The organism is Aquaticitalea lipolytica, from assembly GCF_014641635.1.
GTDB lineage: Bacteria > Bacteroidota > Bacteroidia > Flavobacteriales > Flavobacteriaceae > Aquaticitalea > Aquaticitalea lipolytica.
On sequence record NZ_BMIC01000001.1, the window covers coordinates 543,170 to 564,543 of the forward strand.

23 protein-coding genes and 1 tRNA gene are annotated in these 21,374 nt (G+C 31.6%); 13 read left to right on the plus strand and 11 right to left on the minus strand.

The features are described from left to right. Positions 1-2: 2 nt before the first annotated feature. Positions 3-416 carry a hypothetical protein gene (locus IEW41_RS02500; RefSeq protein ID WP_188604759.1) on the minus strand — a complete coding sequence of 138 codons (414 nt, stop codon included), beginning with the start codon at positions 414-416 and terminating at the stop codon, positions 3-5. Next, positions 397-984 (minus strand): RNA polymerase sigma factor, encoded by a 588-nt coding sequence (locus IEW41_RS02505; RefSeq protein WP_188604760.1) that lies wholly within the window; start codon positions 982-984, stop codon positions 397-399. The genes IEW41_RS02500 and IEW41_RS02505 overlap by 20 nt, the downstream gene beginning before the upstream one ends. A gap of 145 nt (positions 985-1,129) precedes the next feature. Here IEW41_RS02505 and IEW41_RS02510 point away from each other — a divergent pair, with 145 nt between their 5' ends. The 8 genes from IEW41_RS02510 to IEW41_RS02545 all read left to right on the plus strand — a co-directional run bounded on the left by IEW41_RS02510 (position 1,130) and on the right by IEW41_RS02545 (position 7,261). Beyond that, positions 1,130-1,477, plus strand: a complete 348-nt coding sequence (locus IEW41_RS02510) for a DUF6249 domain-containing protein (RefSeq protein WP_188604761.1) — start codon at positions 1,130-1,132, stop codon at positions 1,475-1,477. A 114-nt stretch (positions 1,478-1,591) separates the two neighbouring features. Beyond that, positions 1,592-3,379 (plus strand): DUF885 domain-containing protein, encoded by a 1,788-nt coding sequence (locus tag IEW41_RS02515; protein ID WP_188604762.1) that lies wholly within the window; start codon positions 1,592-1,594, stop codon positions 3,377-3,379. A gap of 3 nt (positions 3,380-3,382) precedes the next feature. Next, complete coding sequence (locus tag IEW41_RS02520; protein ID WP_188604763.1) at positions 3,383-4,054, plus strand: Yip1 family protein; 672 nt, start codon at positions 3,383-3,385, stop codon at positions 4,052-4,054. Between the two features lie 7 nt (positions 4,055-4,061). After that, positions 4,062-4,415 (plus strand): DoxX family protein, encoded by a 354-nt coding sequence (locus tag IEW41_RS02525; protein ID WP_188604764.1) that lies wholly within the window; start codon positions 4,062-4,064, stop codon positions 4,413-4,415. Positions 4,416-4,537: 122 nt separating this feature from the next. After that, on the plus strand, positions 4,538-5,140 hold the full coding sequence (locus tag IEW41_RS02530) for a hypothetical protein (protein ID WP_188604765.1): 603 nt from the start codon (positions 4,538-4,540) through the stop codon (positions 5,138-5,140). Positions 5,141-5,353: 213 nt separating this feature from the next. Further along, positions 5,354-6,004 (plus strand): hypothetical protein, encoded by a 651-nt coding sequence (locus IEW41_RS02535; RefSeq protein WP_188604766.1) that lies wholly within the window; start codon positions 5,354-5,356, stop codon positions 6,002-6,004. A 17-nt stretch (positions 6,005-6,021) separates the two neighbouring features. Then, on the plus strand, positions 6,022-6,462 hold the full coding sequence (locus tag IEW41_RS02540) for a hypothetical protein (protein ID WP_188604767.1): 441 nt from the start codon (positions 6,022-6,024) through the stop codon (positions 6,460-6,462). 229 nt (positions 6,463-6,691) lie between these two features. After that, positions 6,692-7,261, plus strand: coding sequence for a hypothetical protein (locus IEW41_RS02545; protein ID WP_188604768.1), 570 nt, complete (start codon positions 6,692-6,694; stop codon positions 7,259-7,261). 155 nt (positions 7,262-7,416) lie between these two features. Here IEW41_RS02545 and IEW41_RS02550 read toward each other — a convergent pair whose 3' ends face one another. After that, entirely contained in the window at positions 7,417-8,103 is a 687-nt protein-coding gene (locus tag IEW41_RS02550; protein WP_188604769.1) for a M15 family metallopeptidase, read from the minus strand. Positions 8,104-8,131: 28 nt separating this feature from the next. Between IEW41_RS02550 and IEW41_RS02555 the strand changes: the two genes are divergently transcribed. The 5 genes from IEW41_RS02555 to IEW41_RS02575 all read left to right on the plus strand — a co-directional run bounded on the left by IEW41_RS02555 (position 8,132) and on the right by IEW41_RS02575 (position 14,825). Then, positions 8,132-8,788 carry an alpha-ketoglutarate-dependent dioxygenase AlkB family protein gene (locus tag IEW41_RS02555; protein ID WP_188604770.1) on the plus strand — a complete coding sequence of 219 codons (657 nt, stop codon included), beginning with the start codon at positions 8,132-8,134 and terminating at the stop codon, positions 8,786-8,788. Between the two features lie 398 nt (positions 8,789-9,186). Beyond that, a complete protein-coding gene (locus IEW41_RS02560) occupies positions 9,187-10,110 on the plus strand; it encodes an alpha/beta hydrolase (protein ID WP_188604771.1) in 924 nt (307 codons plus the stop codon). A gap of 224 nt (positions 10,111-10,334) precedes the next feature. Further along, on the plus strand, positions 10,335-11,600 hold the full coding sequence (locus tag IEW41_RS02565) for a DUF819 family protein (RefSeq protein WP_188604772.1): 1,266 nt from the start codon (positions 10,335-10,337) through the stop codon (positions 11,598-11,600). Positions 11,601-11,673: 73 nt separating this feature from the next. Next, a complete protein-coding gene (locus IEW41_RS02570; RefSeq protein ID WP_188604773.1) occupies positions 11,674-12,369 on the plus strand; it encodes a DUF4369 domain-containing protein in 696 nt (231 codons plus the stop codon). 110 nt (positions 12,370-12,479) lie between these two features. Beyond that, positions 12,480-14,825: a transglycosylase domain-containing protein gene (locus IEW41_RS02575; RefSeq protein WP_188604774.1), complete on the plus strand. Its 2,346-nt coding sequence runs from the start codon at positions 12,480-12,482 to the stop codon at positions 14,823-14,825. 39 nt (positions 14,826-14,864) lie between these two features. On the opposite strand, the gene IEW41_RS02580 is transcribed toward IEW41_RS02575, so the two are convergent. From IEW41_RS02580 to IEW41_RS02615, 8 genes are all read right to left on the minus strand, one after another. Next, positions 14,865-14,938, minus strand: a tRNA-Thr gene (locus IEW41_RS02580). 61 nt (positions 14,939-14,999) lie between these two features. After that, the gene (locus IEW41_RS02585) at positions 15,000-15,266 is read right to left on the minus strand and encodes a hypothetical protein (RefSeq protein ID WP_188604775.1); all 267 of its coding nucleotides are present in this window, start codon (positions 15,264-15,266) and stop codon (positions 15,000-15,002) included. A 29-nt stretch (positions 15,267-15,295) separates the two neighbouring features. Next, positions 15,296-16,267 carry a type I phosphomannose isomerase catalytic subunit gene (locus IEW41_RS02590; RefSeq protein ID WP_188604776.1) on the minus strand — a complete coding sequence of 324 codons (972 nt, stop codon included), beginning with the start codon at positions 16,265-16,267 and terminating at the stop codon, positions 15,296-15,298. Next, positions 16,267-16,677 carry a 6-pyruvoyl trahydropterin synthase family protein gene (locus IEW41_RS02595; protein ID WP_188604777.1) on the minus strand — a complete coding sequence of 137 codons (411 nt, stop codon included), beginning with the start codon at positions 16,675-16,677 and terminating at the stop codon, positions 16,267-16,269. The genes IEW41_RS02590 and IEW41_RS02595 overlap by 1 nt, the downstream gene beginning before the upstream one ends. Beyond that, positions 16,674-17,198, minus strand: coding sequence for an isopentenyl-diphosphate Delta-isomerase (idi, locus tag IEW41_RS02600; RefSeq protein ID WP_188604778.1), 525 nt, complete (start codon positions 17,196-17,198; stop codon positions 16,674-16,676). The genes IEW41_RS02595 and idi overlap by 4 nt, the downstream gene beginning before the upstream one ends. A gap of 92 nt (positions 17,199-17,290) precedes the next feature. Continuing rightward, entirely contained in the window at positions 17,291-19,225 is a 1,935-nt protein-coding gene (locus IEW41_RS02605) for an OmpA family protein (RefSeq protein ID WP_188604779.1), read from the minus strand. 10 nt (positions 19,226-19,235) lie between these two features. Then, positions 19,236-20,162, minus strand: coding sequence for a PorP/SprF family type IX secretion system membrane protein (locus IEW41_RS02610; protein ID WP_188604780.1), 927 nt, complete (start codon positions 20,160-20,162; stop codon positions 19,236-19,238). A gap of 29 nt (positions 20,163-20,191) precedes the next feature. Further along, positions 20,192-21,374, minus strand: a 1,183-nt coding sequence (locus IEW41_RS02615; protein WP_188604781.1) for a T9SS type B sorting domain-containing protein, incomplete at its 5' end; no start/stop codon positions are given.

A 21,374-nucleotide genomic window follows, 5' to 3' on the forward strand; every position in this document is an offset into this window, starting at 1 on the left:
AATTAAAACTCCATACGCTTATTAAAATAATGCTTCAATAATGGTACTTGTATAAATAGCATTACAGCACACATTAATATAGCATAAAATGAAGTTTGCGAAAATCTAAATCCAGATACAGCATTTGTTACTCTATTGTTAGAAAATATACTATAATCAATAGTATCAAACCAATTTTTGCTTTCTGGCTGAGTTCCAAAAACTGAAAAAGCAACCAATACTAAAGCACAACCAAAAAGAAGAACCCAAAACTTATTAGAAATAAGTGGCTTATAAACTGTTGTACTCGGTTTTGCAATAGCTTCAACCTGTGACATTACATGAGCTGTAAAGTTAAAAGAAGGCGTTTCTAAAGTCGCATCTTTCATAGCTTTATCAACTAATTTTTCGATATGTTTATCTACGTTCTCGCTCATAATGTTCAATAATTTCTGGTTCTAAATTCGCTTTTAAAATTGAGGTTAATTTTTTCCTGCTTCTAAAAAGCTTTACTTTTACATTGTTTGCAGTTAAGCCAACAACTTTTGCAATCTCGTCTAACGATTGCTCTTCAAAGTAGTATAAAGTTAGTAAAAAACTATCGTCTGGCGGCAATAATTCTAAACATGCTTTTATGGCTTGCTGTCGTTCTTCTTCAACCATATTCTCAAGAGCATTATCAATAGTTTTCACTTGATGCTCTGTGTACTCGTCAATAGCAACTTTAAGTTGTTCTTTTTTGTTTTTTTTCAATCTGTCTAAACAACTATTATAAGTCACTTTGTAAATCCATGTCGAAAATTTTGAATCGCCTTTAAACTTGCTCAACGATTTAAACACTTTTATAAAAGTATCTTGCGCAACCTCTTCAGCCTCTTCTCTATTCTTCAACATTTTTAACGACAATGTAAACACTAAATCTTTGTAACGATCTACCAACACACTAAATGCGTTAGAGTCGCCAGCAATGATTTGATTGATGATTTTTTCGTCGTTGGTGGTCATTTGTATATAAAGACGACAACACGTTGCTTAAGGTTACACATTTTTAATAAAAATATTTTTTTTTAATTTATGTGTAACCAAATTTTAAAACCTGTCGTCATAAGCTATGAACACATTAAAATTAATCAATTTAAAACGAACAATTATGGGATCAGAATTAATTATTATACCAGTAATATTTGGTGCAATTTTCGGAGTATTTTATTTATACTTCTCTACCAGAAACAAAGAGCGTTTGGCACTAATAGAAAAAGGTGCTGATGCTAGTATTTTTATGAAAGGCAAGCAGCAAGCTGCGCCAATTTGGAAAGTACTTATTTTAAACCTAGCTTTATTATTAATGGGTATTGGTATTGGTATTTTTATCGCTTCAATTTTACATTATAACTTAGGAGTTGATGACGATGTTGCCTATCCAGGAACTATTTTCTTAATGGCTGGCATTGGTTTATTTGCTGGCTTTACAATGACTAAAAATTTAGATAAAGAATAATCTTTACTAATCAACCTTAATAAAACTGCCATCCTAACCGATGGCAGTTTTTTTTTGATTTATTTTAGACTTAAGAATTGTATATTTATCACTTCAAATTAAAAAAATCTTCAAATGAAAAAAATTTTAATGCTTGTATGCATTGCTATAACAGTATCAGCTTGTAAAAAAGATCCAAAAACAAATTCAGAAACAGAGATGACAGTTTCGCCTACAGATTTTCAAACCGTATTAGATGCTTATCATGAAGAGAGTTTGCAGCTATATCCTTTAAATGCAACTTCTGCTGGAGATAATAGATATAACGACCTTTTTCCTAATGTGCTTTCAGAAGAATTTAAAGCTAAGGAAAAAGAGTTTTACACTGCTTTTAAGGAAAAGATTAGCTTTTTTAAGGATGCTGATTTAACAGAGAGTGAGCAATTGAGTAAGGCTATTTTAATTTGGGAATGCGATATGAATTTATCGCGATTAACCTTTAGAGAAGATTACACACCTATAAATCAAATGTGGACAGTACAACTCAGCATGGGACAATATGCAAGTGGTGAAGGTGCACAACCTTTTAAAACTGTACAAGATTATAAAAACTGGCTAAAGCGTGTTGATGGCTATTTAGTTTGGATGGCTTATGCTAAAGAACGTATGACTGAAGGTATTGCTGCAGGACACGTATTACCAAAATCGTTAATTGAAAAAGTATTGCCACAGCTAAAATCGTTAACAACAACAAATTTAGACGAGAACTTATTTTACTCGCCTGCAAAAAAATTCCCAGATAGTTTTTCGCCAGAAGATAAAAAAGAACTTACTGATGCTTATAAAGTTATGGTATTAAACAAAATTGTACCAGCTTACCATCAGTTACACGATTTTATGAATACTACTTACCTTGAAGCTGGTCGTACAACTAGTGGTATTGCTAGCATACCAAATGGTGAAGCTTATTATAACCATCAAATAAAATTATATACAACTACAAATATGACTGCTGATGAAATTCATCAATTAGGATTAAGTGAAGTTGCTCGTATTTTATCTGAAATGGAAAAAGTAAAAACGCAAGTTGGTTTTAAAGGTGATTTAATTTCGTTTTTCGACCATGTAAGAAACAACAAAGCTTTAATGCCATTTACAAAACCACAACAGGTTATTGATAATTTTAATAAAATTCATGCAACCATGAAACCTCAAGTAGATCGTTTATTCGATTTGCAACCAAAAACAGCTTTTGAAGTTCGTCGTACCGAAGCTTTTAGAGAAAATTCAGCAAGTGCAGAGTACAATCCAGGTTCTTTAGATGGTACACGTCCAGGTATATTTTATACACCAATACCAGATGCTACAAAGTATAATGTGTTTTCTGACGAGTCGTTGTTTTTACACGAAGCCATTCCTGGACACCATTTTCAAATTTCATTACAACAAGAAAACCAAGATTTGCCAGCCTTTAGAAAAACGCTTTGGTATAGTGCTTATGGCGAAGGTTGGGCTTTATACTCTGAGTCGTTAGGAAAAGAGTTAGGCTTATACACAGACCCTTATCAGTATTTTGGAATGCTAAGCGCAGAAATGCACAGAGCTATACGCTTGGTAGTCGACACAGGAATACACTCAAAAGGGTGGACACGCGAGCAAGCTATTAAATACTCATTACAAAATGAAGCAGAAAGCGAAGAAGGTATTATTTCAGAAATTGAGCGTTATATGGCTAATCCTGGACAAGCTTTATCATACAAAATAGGGCAACTTAAAATACGTCAGTTACGTGCAAAAGCAGAATCGGAATTAGGTGATAAATTTGATATTGCTCAATTTCATAACCAAGTATTAGAATCTGGTTGTTTACCATTAGCACTTTTAGAAACTAAAATTGATAAGTGGATAGCTTCAAAAAAATAATGAATGACAGACTTACAAGAAGATAATAAATTTGAAGAGTTTGAGCATCTTGAAGATTTTTCTGATTTAAATACTGAAAATCTAATTTTTGAAATTTGGGTAAAACCTAAAAAGGTTTTCGACTATATTTTAAAGTTCGATCCAACAAAGTATGTAGCTATACTATTAGTCATTTCTGCATTTATAGCAACGTTAGAAAGGCTACTCACAAAAAACTTATCCTTAGATGCATACGGTTTTGGTTATTCGGTTGGAGGTTTAGCAATAGGCACATTACTTACTTGGCTAATGTATTATGTGTCTGCTTGGTTTTTTCGTTTGTTTGGAGCCACTTTTCTAGGAGGAAAAGCAAACAATCAAGATTTCAGAACTGTAATTGCTTGGTCTAACATTCCACTAATAGCAGGTATTTTAACTACCTTGTGTATTGTATTATTATATGGTTGGGAAGCACCAAGAGAATACTATACACCAGAAAGTGAAATTGAAGGTTATGTGTTTATTGCAGTTGGAATTGTAGATATTGTTTTATCATTATGGTCTATGATGATTATGGTAATTGGTGTAATGCGAATACAACATTTTAGTATTGGCAGAGCATTAGCCAATGTATTTTTACCATTACTAATTATAGTCGCTATTGTTGCACTTTTTGTAATTGGGTTAACATTATAAAATAATTATGAACTCACCTTGGCACATTTATCTTATGGCAGCAATGTATATTTTTGCTGGCATTATGCATTTTGTAAAACCAAAAGCGTACTTGCGTATCATGCCTCGCTATTTGCCATACCATAAATTATTAGTACAATTAAGTGGAGTTGCCGAAATAGGTTTAGGAATAGGCTTGTGTTTTGCAGCTACTAAAGATGTTGCTATATATGGTATTATAGCAATGCTAACGGGTTTTTTATTAGTGCATTTTTATATGCTCTCTGGCGAAAAAGAAGGTGCTGGTATACCAAAATGGATACTTATTTTACGTATACCTTTGCAGTTTTTTTTAATGTATTGGGCTTACTATTACCTATAAAATTACGTGTAACTACGTATTGATTATTTGGTTTTTTAAACCTAACTTCGTTTAACTATCGATATCGTCGCATTGTGCAACACTTGAGAAAATCCTGAATTTCAATTAAAACTCACATTCCATTGAATAAGAAAAAAGAACAATTTGAATTTGTTTATGTTGAAAATGACGGAACAGTGCGTGAATTGGATAATGAAGAAATTGAGTATTTACAAACTGAATTTGAACCAACTGATGGAGCAAGACCATATATTAAGAGTAGTTATGAACAACTAACACCTGACAAGAAGATCTTAGGTTTTCTTAATAGAAATAAAGTTCCAGAAAACATTGAAATAACAGAAACAGATATTCGATATACGGAATTTGGGTTCCCAATAAATATATGTAGCTCGAACAGAATTATAGAATTACACGTAGGAATATTTAGTGTATATATTCTTGGTGGTTGGGACGTTGTAGTAGAAGATTTTACTTTTACTCTTACGAATACTCAAAATGGACAAATAATTAATCCAAGAGATACACAATGGAGAATTCAATCTTATGAATTTGGAGAACTGGCGAAAAAAATAAAAATTCTCGATATTCCAGAAAGAGGTAATTATCGGATTGATTTTAAGAACCTAGACAGTTTAAAGGTTTGGAAAGCAAGATTACCATTGATATACAGAGTTTTCAGCAAACCTATCGAGAAACAAAATATCCAAATAATCATTTTATAAATATTTGAGTAAACAAAAACGTTTTACAACACCATGTATAATTAATTGCTTGCTTCTCGCATACTTATTAAACCTCAAACCTCATTCCACAACAAAACCAAAAAAAGGCATCAATAATTATAAAATTACGTATAACTACGTATTGATTATTTCGCATTTTAAAACTAACTTCGTTTAACAATCAATATCGTCGTATTGTGTAGCATTTGAGAAATGAAGAACATAGGAATAATATTAATAATCTTTTTTGCTTTGAGTTGTAATAACAAAACAAATAAAAAACCGACTGAAAAAGTGAAAATTGAATACCTCAGTTCAAATTATAAAAACGAGACAGAAGAAAAAATTGAGTTTAGTCGAATTGTAAAAGACAGTTCAAATCTGAATTTAATAGAAGGAGAAATAAGTTTTGATGAAAATTACAACACACTTCAGAAAATAACTAATAAAAAAATAGTGTTGGAACCTGAAGTTGACTCAATAAAATCTGCTCTAAAAAATAAGGGTTACCGAGAGAGTTTTGACAATATTGGAAAAATCATTTTTGTACAGATGCAACCTAAAAATGAAAATGATTTTCAGGTTTTAGATTTACTACATTCAATGGAAGAAAAGATTCATGAAGAATTGAATAGCAATGGATTAGGAGAATGGGCAGCAGGCGATTTAGGCCCAGGTGGCGCTAACATGCTTTTTAAAGTTACTGAATGGGAAAAGTCGGTACAGTTGATTATGGGAATTCTTAATCAAGAGAATCTGTTAGATAAAAGTTTAATAATGAAAAGATTGAATACAGCAGAAGATGATTGGAACTATGAAATCATCTATCCAATTGATTATAATGGAGTATTTAATCAAATGTAAAAAAACGCTACACAACAATGTATAATATAAAAAAAACGACATTCTTACTATTTTCAGTATTATTAATCGGACTTACTACGAGTGCTCAGGAATTGACTTGCTCGGATTTTAAGAATGGAAATTTCTTTGTTCCAGCAGATAATCAAACTATTCTGGCATATAAAATAATCCGAAATGGAAATCAACAAACTGAAATAGTTGAAGACCCAGAAAATATTCTTGGAATGGATTTTAATAAAACTGCATACGAGATAATTGAATGGATTGATGATTGTACATACCGACTCAAGTATGACGAATCAAAAATGGAATTAAGCGAATATGAAAAATTCTTAAATGACAATAATGGGGTTTTGAATGAAATGGTAAAAATTGAAGGAAAATGTTTCTATTTTAAATCAACATTAAATGTGAATGGAGAAACACAATCTATAACTGGAAAAATATGCAAAGAATAAAATACTATGCACAACACCATGTATAATTAATTACTTGCTTCTGTCCTACTTATTATACCTCAAACCTCATTCCACCACAAAACCAAAAAAAGGCATCAATAATTATAAAATTACGTAGAACTACGTATTGATTATTTCGCTTTTTAAAACTAACTTCGTTTAACTATCGATATAGATAATTGAAACAATCCATATCGTCGCATTGTAACCAATTTGAGAAAACCAACAAATGATATTTTTAATTCAAGAACCTTTTCCTTTCCAAAAAACACTACTGATTGCATTAATTGGTGCTATAATTGGACAAACTCTGATTTTATTAATCAGTTGGATAAAGAGAAAAATTGATTTATCGAGAAAAAAACAAATGATTCTCAATGACCTAAATAATCAGAACAAAATTTTGGATGAATTAACGAGAAAACATTTGGAATTGAGACAGTTATTTGAAATGAGGCAAACCGACCAATTTACAACGAGTATCTTCCAAGTTCTACAACTAGATATCTATCAAAGTGTTCCTAAAAATGAACTTTATTTAATTTTCAAAAAAAACTTATCAATACTCGTAGATATTTATAAATCAATCGAATTTCTAAAACAAAATGGACCATATTGGATTTATAAGGATTATTTAGAAAAATCCGAATTACATCTTGAAGAAAAAAAGAATGATGAAAACCATAATTTACATTGTGAGACTGAACTTGGTTTTATGGATATTGGAATAAAGAACATTGAAAATAATATCACTACTATAAAGGAAACAAAAGCAAAAATTAAAATACTAACGGATTAAAAAACTGGTTACAACAAAGCATAAAATTAATGGCTGGTTCTAGTCTACTTGGAAAATTCCTGCGGAATTTTCCGCTGGCAAGTTTCTATTTACTAAATTAGTGCTTAAACGTGCCACTAATATTATACGTAACCGTTAAACGAACCCTCAAACTCTCACTCCACCACAAAATCAAAATAAGTATCAGGAAAAGGTTCCCAACGTAAAGTAAAATGCCACCATTCTTTTGGGTAGTTTCTAAAATTATGCTTTAACATAACCGTTTGTAATAATTGCCTATTGGCTTTTTGTGCTTCAGTAATATTGTCATAATCTACCCAAGATTGCTCACCAAAAAAATCGTAAGGGCTTCCCATATCTAAAGGCACTCCTGTTTTGCCATCTGTAAGCGTTAAATCTAGCGTACTCCCACGACTATGCCCAGAACGTGTGGCAATATATTCTTCTTTAAACAAATCTTTTTTAGCCACATCTGGATAAAATTGTTGCTTATTTATAGTGTCATTCAAATCGGTTGCCCAATGCATAAAATGGTTTACTGCACGTTGTGGTCGGTAACCATCATACACTTTTAAGCATATATTTTGCACTTCGAGTTCTTCTTTTACAAGCCTTAAAGCTTGCGCAGCTTGCTCTGTTAGTATTAACTCGTTTGAGGCATAACCATCAATGGTATCTCCAACAAAATTATTACTTGTATAATAACGTAACTCTACATCTAAATCTGGTATTACAGATTTAACATACACAAACCCTTCAGGTAAAACTGGAACATCTTGCTTTGTAAAGGCAAAAGCAATACTTATAAAGGCAACAATAATTATGTTGTGTTTTAATCTCATAAAGGCTAATTTAGAAAAAAATTAGGCTATGAATTTGTTTTCTTCAGAAAAAAGAGTGCTTCAGCTCCCAAATGCAGAGCTTATTTATATTCCAAATTTTTATTCGGTTGAAAAAGCTAATGCGTATTTAAAGCTCCTTAAAGCTAAAACCAATTGGCAACACGATAGTATTACACTTTTTGGAAAAACACATTTACAACCACGTTTAACAGCTTTGTATGGTAATAATAATGAGCCTTACACCTACTCTAACATTACCATGAAACCAATAGTGTTTACAAAACCTTTATTAGACATAAAGGCTGATGTTGAACAATTGGCTAGCCATACGTTTACTAGTGTATTACTTAATTTATATCGATTTGGTAGCGATAGCAATGGTTGGCATGCCGATAATGAAAAAGAATTAGGAATGCATCCTGTAATTGCTTCAGTAAGTTTTGGTGCCGAACGCTATTTTCATTTTAAACACCGAACGTTAAAAGATCAAAAACACAAACTATTACTAGAACATGGAAGCCTATTAATCATGAAAGGCGAAATGCAAGCACATTGGTTACATCAAATACCAAAAACAAAACGCGAAATTGGAGAGCGGATTAATTTAACCTTTAGGTATATAAAACGGAAAAACCAAGGTCCCTCAACCTTGGTTCTCCTAATTTGCTTTTTATATATGTGGTAGATTTAGGGTCTCTAAGTCAACACATATGCAAATATTAATTAATTAATCCATTGAACTAAAAACTAAATTTTAGTACACTTCAAATGTAAAATTAAAATTGATATTATCTGTCAAAATACATTATTAATCGATGAAATACATTAAATTTTAACATTTGTAGATGAAATTAACGATATTAACGATGAAATGCGTTTTAAAATTGTCTAAAAAAAATAATAAAACACATCATAAACGGAACAACTTTTGCGTTGTTACAACAAATTTGAATTAGAACAATTACTTTAGCATCACATAACAGTGCATAAAAAAATGAAACATTCATTATTAATTCTTAATAGAACAACGGAATATTAATATGAATGTTCCATCTGACGTTTAAAAACAATTAGTATTAGCAGATGAAACAAATAGCAACACTCTTCTTTCTAGTAATCAGTTATTTAGGTTACAGTCAAGAAATAACATTTACGCAAACCGATTTACCAATTACAAAATTTATTGATGGTACGTTACTTACGCCAAACTCAGGTTCTAATACATTAGCTATTATTATTGCTGGTTCTGGACCAACAGATAGAGATGGCAACCAGAATTTTTTAAAAACCAGTAATCTTAAAAAGCTTGCAGTCAATCTTACAAATAATGGTATAGCAACGTTTAGGTACGATAAGCGCATTGTAAAGCAAATTCGTAAAGGAAATGTCGACCCAAATATTATGTTCGATAATTTTGTTAGTGATGCAATAGATGTGGTTAACTATTTTAAAAAGCAAAACACTTACAAGAAAATTTATATTATTGGTCATAGTCAAGGAAGCTTAATTGGTATGATGGCTGCAAAAGAGAATGTTGATGGCTTTGTATCGCTTGCTGGAGCAGGACAAACTATTGATAATGTAATTACAGAGCAAATACAAAAAACAGCTCCTATGTTTACTGATGATACAAAACGCGTGTTTTCTGTACTTAAAGAAGGTAAAACTACTACAGATTATCCTGCTGCACTAGCTTCTGTTTTCGATATTAGTGTTCAGCGTTTTATTGCCAATTGGATGAGTTATAATCCGCAAGAAGAAATTAAAAAATTAGACATGCCAATACTTATTGTTAATGGCACTAAAGATTTGCAAGTAAGTGTTGAAGAAGCAAAACTGCTTAATGATTCAGCAAAAAATTCTGAATTAAAACTTATTGATAAAATGAATCATGTGCTTTTTATTATTGAAGGTGATGATCAGGAAAATGCAAAATCGTATAACGATCATGCAGGAAAAGTATCAGAAGAACTCATAAATACTATTGTTGCATTTATTAAAAAATAAATTCACCAAACATTATAAATCTAAAAAAGCACCTTAAAAAGGTGCTTTTTTACTAACTAACCAACCAAATGTAATATTAACTTCTCTTAAGGTTAACTACTCCTTTTGTCTAATGAAGAGAGTAAAGTTTTACGAAAAGTATATTTCAAACTTCGTGCCAAAAACGAAAATACCTTTTTAATGTTTAGTTAATTTTGGTATTTTGCACAGATAAAATAACTAAAATGGAAAACGCACCTATTTTTACTAACGACGGAATTGTATTCGGACTCTTAATGCTAGCTTTAGGCTTTGTATTCTACACCGAATCGAAAGAAACAGGATTCTGGTCTAAATTTTACAAATATATACCTGGACTCTTAATGTGTTATATGATTCCTGCGGTTTTTAATTCTCTAGGATTAATATCTGCAGATGTATCACAAACCTATTATGTTGCCAGTCGTTATCTGCTTCCTGCTTCGTTGGTACTTTTAACCATTAGTATCGATTTAAAAGCAGTTTTTAATTTAGGATGGAAAGCATTAGTCATGTTTTTTACAGGTACTGTTGGTATTATTATAGGTGGACCAATTGCTATTTTAATTATCTCTACTTTTTCACCAGAAACCGTTGGAGGTGCTGGTTTTGATGCTGTTTGGAGAGGTCTTGCTACACTTGCTGGTAGTTGGATTGGTGGTGGTGCCAACCAAGCTGCGATGTTAGAAATATATGAATTTAATCAGGAGTTATATGGTGGAATGGTATTAGTAGATATTGTTGTTGCCAATATTTGGATGGCTGTTTTACTTTTCGGAATTGGGAAGAAAGCTAAGATTGACAAATGGCTAAAAGCTGACAATACTGCTATTGACGAACTAAAACACAGAGTACAAACATTTACAGATAAAATAACACGTAATCCATCATTAACAGACATAATAGTTATACTCATGTTTGCTTTTGTTTCTGTTGGAATTGCACACTATGGCGCAGATGTTATTTCAAAATATTTAGTCGATAATTTTGAATCGGTAAGAAATCCGAAAAGTGCATTATCATCATTTGGAAGTAGTTTCTTTTGGTTGATTTCTATTGCAACCTTAATGGGAATTTTATTATCATTTACAAAAGCAAAAAATTATGAAGGCGCTGGAGCCAGTAAAATTGGAAGTGTTTTTATTTACATTTTAGTCGCTACCATTGGTATGAAAATGGATTTAGGTAAAATATTTGAAAATCCAGGGCTTATCCTTATTGGTATAGTTTGGATGGTTATTCATGCTGGATTATTAATTTTAGTCGCAAAACTAATAAAAGCACCATACTTTTTCTTGGCTGTAGGTAGTCAGGCAAATGTTGGCGGAGCAGCCTCTGCTCCTGTTGTTGCAGCAGCATTTCATCCATCACTAGCTACTGTTGGAGCATTACTAGCAGTGTTTGGTTATGTAGTGGGAACCTATGGTGCAATTTTATGTGCAGAGCTTATGAAAATAGCTTCTGCAGGTTAGTTTTTATTGAATAATTATAAGATATTTGCGAACCAAAAAATTAACTAATCAGCTTCAAAAAAATTAAAAACCAATGAAAAAATTAAGTCTTTTAGTCCTTTTACTTTTGATAATCTCTTGTGGTAAAGACAGTGATTCAAATTTTACTTTAAAAGGAAACGTTAAAGGGTTAAAAAAAGGAACAGTGTATCTTCAAAAGGTAAAAGACTCTGTTTTTGAAACTATAGATTCGTTGGTTGTAAATGGAAATCCAGAGTTTGAGCTACATACAAATATAGAATCTCCTGAGGTTCTGTTTTTAAAACTTCATATGAATGATAATGAAGAGCATATTATTACATTCTTTGCTGATAAGGGTGTTACTGAATTTAATTCAACCTTAAAAAACTTCGAGATGGATGCAAAGATTAAAGGTTCAAAACAACAAGAAAAATTAGAAGAATACCTTTTAATGATGTCACGCTACAACAATAAAAACTTAGACATTATTAAAGACAATCTTGATGCTCAAAAAGATAATGATACTGTTAAGCTTAACAAAAGTGTAAAGCAATATCAAGGCATTATAAAAAGTAAATACTTGTACACAATCAATTTTGCAATAAATAATAAGGATAGTGAAGTTGCACCTTATTTAGCGCTTTCTGAAATTTATGACGCAAATATTAAATATTTAGATACTATTAATAACCAATTAACTCCAAAAGTAAAAGCATCTAAATACGGAAAACAATTGCAAGACTATATCAATAAAAGAAAAGCGCAATAGTTCCTTTTTTTACTCCTTATATTCTGTTTTTAGACTAATTAGTTTTAAAAAACGTTAAATCTCATAGCTTTCAAAGACTATTTGATAATTTGTAACGTATATAAAACTGAATGAAGCTAAACAAAAAACAACTTTATAAATGGCTTAAGCGAATAGGTTTTAGTATCCTAACGCTTATAGTACTTTTTACCTGCTTTTATGCAAGCATCTACTTTGGACTTTGGGGAAAAATTCCTTCTAACGAAAAAATAGTAGGTCTTAAGCAAAGTCAAGCAACACAAATTCTAGACGCAAATAACGATCTTATTGGAAAGCTTTACATCTACGATAGGCAATCGATAACTTTTTCAGATTTTCCGCAACACTTATTAGATGCTTTAATTGCAACTGAAGATGTTCGTTTTTATGAGCATAATGGAGTAGACAACAAGAGTTTATTAAGAGTGTTTTTTAAAACCATTTTACTGTCTGACGAATCTTCAGGTGGAGGAAGCACTATTACTTTACAGCTAGCAAAAAATCTCTTTGGAAGAGAACATTCTGGAGCTATAGGAACCGTTGTAAATAAAATAAAAGAAAGCATTGTTGCTAAACGAATTGAGAGCCTTTACAGTAAAAAAGAGATTTTAACCTTATACTTAAACACTGTTCCCTTTCCTGATAACACTTACGGAATTGAAAGTGCTTCAGAAAAATTTTTTAATGTACATACTAAAGATTTGAATGTATGGCAAGCAGCAACTCTTGTTGGCACATTAAAAGCAAATCATAGTTATAACCCGAGGTTATTTCCTGAAAAATCTAAAGCACGACGTAACTTAGTTATCGATCAAATGGTAAACTACAAGTACCTGTCTGATACTGATGCAGCAATAAATAAAAGCAAAGACATTGTTTTAGATTATCAGTATTATGCTCCAAACCAAGGATTAGCTCCATATTTTAGAGCAGAAATAAAAAAGCAATTAGATGCTATTCTGAAACAGAAAAAATTCACAAAACCTGATGGTGAGCAATATAATATTTATCACGATGGACTTAAAATTTACACCACTTTAGATAATACTATGCAACGCTATGCAGAAGAAGCTATGCGAGAACATATGAAAGAGTTACAACATCAATTTGAAGTAGCATACGGAAAAAGAGCACCTTGGTTAAAAAACAAACCTGCTTATCTGGAAGCCAAAAAGCGATTAAAAAAATATAGAGACTTAAAAGCAAAAGGGTTATCGGAAAAGGCTATTGAAGACGAGTTAAAAAAGACACATAAAACAGAACTTTTCTCTTGGGATGAAACCATAATAAAAACCATATCTACATTAGACAGTCTTGAATATTATTCAAAGTTTTTAAATGCAGGATTTTTGTCTTTAGACCCAAAAACTGGAGCTATAAAATCTTATGTTGGAGGCATAGATTACAGATTTTTTCAATATGACCATATATCGCAAAGCAAACGTCAAGTAGGTTCAACTTTTAAGCCTTTTGTATATACTGCTGCAATTGAAAACGGTATGTCGCCTTGCACGTATTTTCCTTTAAAAGCAGTTACCTATACTGATGAAAAAAACTGGACACCAACTAACTCATCTGATATTGAAGATGAAGAAAATCTTAATTATTCTTTAGAAAAATCGTTGAGCAATTCAGTAAATACTATCGCTGTAAAAGTATTGGATGAAGTAGGTATAGACGAAGTGATTAAACAAGCTCATAATATGGGCATTAAAAGCGATATTGAAGCTGTGCCTTCTATTGCCTTAGGTTCTGCGAATTTAAGCATGATAGAGCTTGCTAGAGCCTATACAACATATGTTAATGATAGTAAACCAGTAACTCCAGTTTTTATTACAAGAATTGAAGACAAAAACGGTAATGTAATTGCTTCGTATGAAGATATAAACCCAAAAGCTGTAACCGAAAAAGCTTATAGTGACGATACAAGACAAGTTTTATTAGAATTCATGAAAGCTACTGTTAATGATGGAACAGCAAATAGGTTGCGAACCAAATACAATCTGCAAAATGCAATAGCTGGAAAAACAGGAACTACTCAAGATAATAAAGATGGTTGGTTTGTTGGTATAACTCCAAAATTAGTAACCTTAACTTGGGTTGGCAACGATAATCAGCAAATAGGATTCAGCAATACAGGTATTGGACAAGGCGCAAACTCAGCACTTCCAATTTTTGCCAAATACCTTCAAAAACTAAACAGAGATTCAAAATACAATGCTATTACAAAAGCTCAATTTGAATATCCTACTGAAGAGGTTTTAATGTCTTTAGACTGCGAATTAACAAAAACTGATGGATTCTTTAAGCGTCTTTTTGGCAGCAAAAAAGATACCATACAATTTAAAGAAGAACCTAAAAAAGGAATATTCTCTTGGCTTAAAAAGAAAAAGAAAGACAAAGATGAAGATGAAAACCTTGAAGAAAACGACAATTAATAAAACAAAAAAGTCTCTCATTTTGAGAGACTTTTTAAGAGCCGATGGAGGGACTCGAACCCACGACCTGCTGATTACAAATCAGCTGCTCTAGCCAGCTGAGCTACATCGGCTTTTGAAGACTGCAAATATAATAGTGAAAATTATATTTGCAAATCTTTTGAAAAAAAATTATTAGAGTTTGTTAATCTTTTCGATTAACGCTCTTCCTTTAACTTCTAACTCATTGTTAACCGCTTTAAGGTGAGCTTTTCTATTCTCAACAGTTTTATCGTTTACTTTAGCAATAAGTTCATCAAAAACTTCGATAGCCTCATCAATTAACGCTTCGCTCTTTTTTGTGTCTTTATCAGTGTTTGTATATTCCCAAACATAGATTGCTTCAATAATATCACCTATAACATAATTAATGTCTTTCTTTAGGTTTCTAACATTTGCCATAATATCTTTTTATTTAATTGCGTGCAAAATTAAACATAAACTTCTAATAGTGTAGCATTTTTAGAAGTTATTTCATAAGTTTTGATTGCTGCTGGAAGTAAAATTGTTTCTCCTTTAACAATCGTTTCGGAATGTGATTGTGTTGAAATCTCTGCTTCACCATCAACACACATATAAATAATAAATGAATCGTTTGTGTTTTCCTTTTTTAGCTTTGAATCAACTTTTAAATAACTTGTTGTAAAATATGGACAACTTACCATTTGATTAGATTGGTTCATTTCCTTATCATAAACAACTCTAAAGTCGTCTTCCATATCAAAACCAATAGCATCAAGAGCTAAATCGTTGTGCAATTCGCGTTCGTTACCTTTATCATCAACTCTATCCCAATCATAAACTCTATATGTAATATCACTGGTTTGTTGTATTTCTGCCAATAACACACCTGCTCCAATGGCATGTACACGACCTACTTCAATAAAATATGTATCGCCTTCTTTTACTTTATCAAAGTTTAGAATTTTGGTGAGTGTCTTATCTTCAAGATGTTTTAGATATAATTCTGGTGTTACCTTTTGATTAAAACCTACTATTAAATTAGAATCTTTATCAGCTTGCATTACATACCACATTTCAGTTTTTCCAAACGAATTATGTCGTTTTGCTGCTAATTCATCATTAGGATGTAATTGTATTGATAAATCTTCTTTAGCGTCTATAAACTTAATTAGCAACGGAAACTTGTTACCAAAGTGCTTATAATTTTTTTCGCCAATTAAATCTGCTTTATAGGTACTTAGTAAATGCTTTAACGATTGACCTTCTAAATTACCATTACTTACAATTGAAGTATCACCTTCAACATCACTTATTTCCCAACTCTCTCCAACATTTGGCAGATTAGAATCTTTGTTTAATATAGCTTTTAGTTTTTTTCCTCCCCAAATTTTGTCTTTTAAAATGGGTTGAAATTTAATTGGATATAATATACTCTTCATTATCTACCTGAATAGGTTACAAAATTACGTGGTGTTTCGTAAAGCACAACTTCTAAGTCTAAAATTGGGTCTAGTTTTGCTTTAATCTTATTGTAGGTTATAACAACTATATTTTCTGCTGTTGGGTTTAAGTCTTTAAATTCTGGAACTTCAACATTCAGGTTTTTATGATCAAAGGCGTCTTCAATTTCTTCCTTAATAATATCTTTAAGAATTTTCATATCCATAACATAACCCGTTTCTTTATTTATGCGACCAGTTACACTAACAATAAGCTCGTAATTATGTCCATGAAAATTAGGGTTACTGCACTTGCCAAAAACAGCATTATTTTTCTCGTCTGACCAATCTTTTCTATACAAACGATGTGCAGCATTAAAATGTGCTTTTCTACTTACTGTAACTATCATTTTGTTATGTTTATATGTTGGTAAAATTTATCGAAAATAATCTTAAACCACTCTGTATATATTTCTGGATGTACTGAAATATCTTTTTTTACGTCTTCTAAAGGCATCCATTTCCAATCTTCAACTTCATCTGGATTGATATTAGGAGCATCGTTATAATGACCAACCAATATATGATCAAACTCATGCTCTGTTAAACCATTATCAAATGGTGCTTTATAAATAAACGAAATAGTATCTTTTAAACTTGTAACAAAGCCCATTTCTTCTTGTAAACGACGTTTTCCTGCTTTTATATTAGTTTCTCCAACGCGTTGATGACTACAACAAGTATTGGTCCATAATAATGGTGAATGATACTTATGTGATGCCCTTTGCTGTAACATCAGTTCATTATTATCATTAAATATAAATACAGAAAAAGCTCTGTGCAACACAGCTTTCTCGTGAGCTTCTAATTTAGGCATTGTACCTATTTGCTCATCATTCTCATTTACAAGGATAACGTGTTCTTCAATCATAGCATACAAAAATACCAACAAAAAATTAAAATACACTATAAATAAAAAAGCTGCCTTAAAAAAGGCAGCTTTTAACTATAATTTAATAGTGTTTACATACTTATAATGATAAACTCACTACGTCTGTTTAACTGATGTTCTGTTTCTGTACAATCTACACCATCACTACATTTGTTTACTAATTGGCTTTCACCATAACCTTGACCAGTTAAACGGTCTTTACTTATGTTTCCTTTTTTAACGATATAGTCTATTGTAGATTTGTTTCTACGTTTAGACAATGCATCGTTATATTGAGTTGTGGCTCTACTATCTGTATGAGAGCGAACATCAATTTTCATTGTTGGGTATTTATTTAATACTGCAATTACTTTTTGAAGTTCTACTTCTGCATCTGGACGAATGTTAGATTTATCAAAATCGAAATAAATAATAGGAATATCTAGCGTTTTGGCTAAATCGTCTCCTGGCTTAATTTCTTGTTCGTCCTGCTCTAAGTTTATTTCTAACTTAAGTTCTTGCTTTTTGTTAGGTGTTGTAAAACGTTTTTCATCTGAAGAATATGTTTCTTTTTCAACTCTAATTAAATATTCTTTATCACACTCAACATCAAATGAAAATGCTGCATCATCACCTACTACTACTTTATCAATTTGCTTCCCTTCACCATCAAATAAAGTTACTGTAGCTCCTGGGATAATTTCTTGTGTATCTTTATCTTTTACAATGCCTTCAACAACCTGTACACATTCTGGGAACTTAAATGTATAAATATCATCATCTCCTTTTCCACCATCTCTATTTGATGTAAAGAAACCTTCTTCTGTTGTTAAATTTTCATAGTATGCAAAATCGTCTTTAGAGCTATTAATTGGCTTACCAACATTTTCTAAAGTTAAAGGTTGTCCTTTCTCTAAACGATTTTCGAAATCTCTAATCACAAATACGTCTAATCCACCTAAACCAGCAAATCCGTTAGAAGAAAAGTACAAATCTCCTACTTCATTAATAAAAGGAAATGTTTCGTGTCCTTCTGTATTTACTGACGCTCCTAAATTAACAGGTTCACCTAACGTTCCATCATCATTAATATCTACAACAAATATATCTGAACTACCAAGTGTTCCAGGCATATCTGAAGCAAAATATAGCTTAGTTCCTTTTATATTTACTGAAGGATGTGCTACACTATAGTTGTCACTATTAAATGGAATTGACTCAATGTTTTCCCACTTATCATAATCACCTTTAGTAGCCTTATATATTTTTAATCGATTAACACCATCTTCACCTTTTTTGTATTTGCCTTCAAAATAGTTGTTTCTAGTAAAATACATTGCCTTGTCATCTGGTGTAAATGAAACTGTAGATTCATGATATTTAGTATTAATATCTCCACCAAACTCTTTTACATTATTATAACTACCATCTTCTTGTTTAACAGCTGAAAATAAATCTAAAAACGGTTGTTCATTCCACTGATATTTTTTTCCGCCACCACGAGTTGAAGCAAAAATTATTTGATTTTTATACTGAATTGTCCCAAAATCAGATTTATCAGAGTTTATGTCTAAATTTTTCACTTCAAAATCTCTACTTGCAGCTTCAATTTTTGACAAGTAATCAACTCTTGATGCAAAAGCTCTTCCTCTTAAATCAGATTTATTTGCTTCATGGAATTTCTTCATCCATTTATCAGACTCAGTATAATTTTCAACCGACTTTAATGCTTGTGCATATCTGAAGTAGTATTCTGCATCTACAGGCTCGTTCATTGCCATTAATTCACCATACCACTTAGCGGCATCTTCCATCTTATTATTAAAATAAAAAGAATTTCCTAGTTTTTGGAGTAAATCAACAGATCTGTAACCATTATTAGCAACATCTAATAAGATTTCACTTGTTCTTAAATACGCATAATTATCATACTCTTTTGTTGCTTGTCTGACCTTTCCCTTTTGAGAATATCCAAAAGAAAATGTTAAGCTTAGTACAATAATGAATATAAATTTAATTGTTTTCATAGTCTATTTTTTAGAAGAATCGTGGTGATAATATTCTACCTAGTTTTTGTAATTCAAATCTCAACATAATTTCATGTGATCCGCTATTGTAATTATTCAAATTAGTTGTTGTTGCATCATATGCATAACCAATATATAATCCATCAGATACTTGAAATCCTGCTAATCCACTAACAGAATCATCCCAACGCCAAGCTAAACCTAAAGTAAACTTATCATTGAATAAAAAGTTAGCTGAAACATCTGCAATAATTGGAGCTCCTGAAACACCTTTAACCAAAGCTGCTGGTTTGAATTTGGTATTTTCACTTAAGTTGAATACATAACCTGCGATTAAATAATAATGAAGACGCTCTGCTGCAACAGACTCTTGAAAATCATCATAATGATCGGTAGTTAAAAAATTAGGTACAGAAAGTCCAACATACCATTTACGATTATGTAAATATAATCCTGCTCCAATTGTTGGCGACAATAAGCTTATATTCTCATTAAATACAACGTCAGGATTTTGAAATCTTCCTTTACTCCAATCTGTGTCTAGTAAATGTACTCCTCCTTTAACACCAAAAGATAATTTTGTATTAGCATCATCTAAACGTATAGTATAAGAAAAGTTAGCATCTATATAACTTTCTGTTGCTGGCCCTAAAGCATCATTAACAATAGATAGTCCTAATCCTATTTTCTCATTTCTTAAAGGTGCGTGAATTCCTAAAGTTTGAGTTTTTGGTGCTCCATCTATTCCAACCCATTGTGTTCTATATAAACCTGTAACACTTAAAACTTCTCTCTGTCCCGCATAAGCTGGATTAACACTCATTGTGTTATACATATATTGAGTGTATTGAGGGTCTTGCTGTGCAAAACTAATATCAACAGCAAAAACTGTGAACACTACTAATAACACTTTTAATATCGATGATTTTTGTATCATTTTATATTGTTTTAATCTTGTCTTTAATATTATCTGTTTATGTATAACCAACCAACTTTTGGTTTAGATCCATCACCTAAATCAATTACATAATAGTATGTTCCTACTGGTAATTTATCAGATTCATTAACAACTACTCTACCATTTGAAGTTCCATCCCAATCATTTCTGTAACCACGTTTTTCATAAACAATGTTACCCCAACGATTGTATATTTCTACTTTATTGTTTGGATAAGTTTCAATACAATCGATATTGAAAAACTCATTAACACCATCACCATTTGGCGAGAATTCATTATAAATAGTTAAACAAATTGGCACTACAAAAGCTTCAGATTCATTATTATCTATATTAACATCCGTCCCACCATCAAAAGCAGATATAGTTGCTATATTTAAATAGTCTCCAAATCCTAATACTTCAACAGTAATTTGTAATATCTCAACTTGTGCTGGATCTAGTTGGCTTATAGTCCATGTTCCATTAACTTCTGAGTATGTACCTCCAGTTGTAATAGATGAAACATATGTATAACCGCTTGGTATAACTTCATCAACAACTATACTATTTGCTGTAACATAGCCTTCGTTAGATAATATAATTGTAAACGTCACTTGTTCACCAACTAAAGGAGATGTATTATCAACTTCTTTAAACACAGATAGTTCAAATGTTGAATCTGTTAATGTCTCTGTTGGATCATCTGTTGTATTACCATCTAAATCATCATCGTCATCACTAGTATCATTTACATTTGTTCCTAATGGACTATCACCATTTGCCACTACGCTATTACTTACACCGCCTGAATCTACATCACTCTGTGTTATCACATACGTAGCAGTATAGGTAGCTATCTCGCCTACTTGTAAGGTGCCTTCAGCACTACCTAAACTTGATGTTGGACCTACAAATGTTGGACCTGTTGCTAATGTTAATGGGTTTCCATTTAGGTCTTCAAAAGTATCTATAATTCCAACATTTGTTAGTGTTACATTTCCAGTGTTCTCTACTGTAATAGTATAAGTTATAACATCATCAACACCAACAACACCATCTCCATCATCCGTAACAGCTGCTGTTTTTATAACTTCTAATATTGGGTTTTCCGCAATGGTCGTTACTGTTGGATCATCTGGATCACCATCCGTATCTGGATCGATATCAGTCGGATCATTAGGATCATCACTGTCATCAGTTACATTCGTG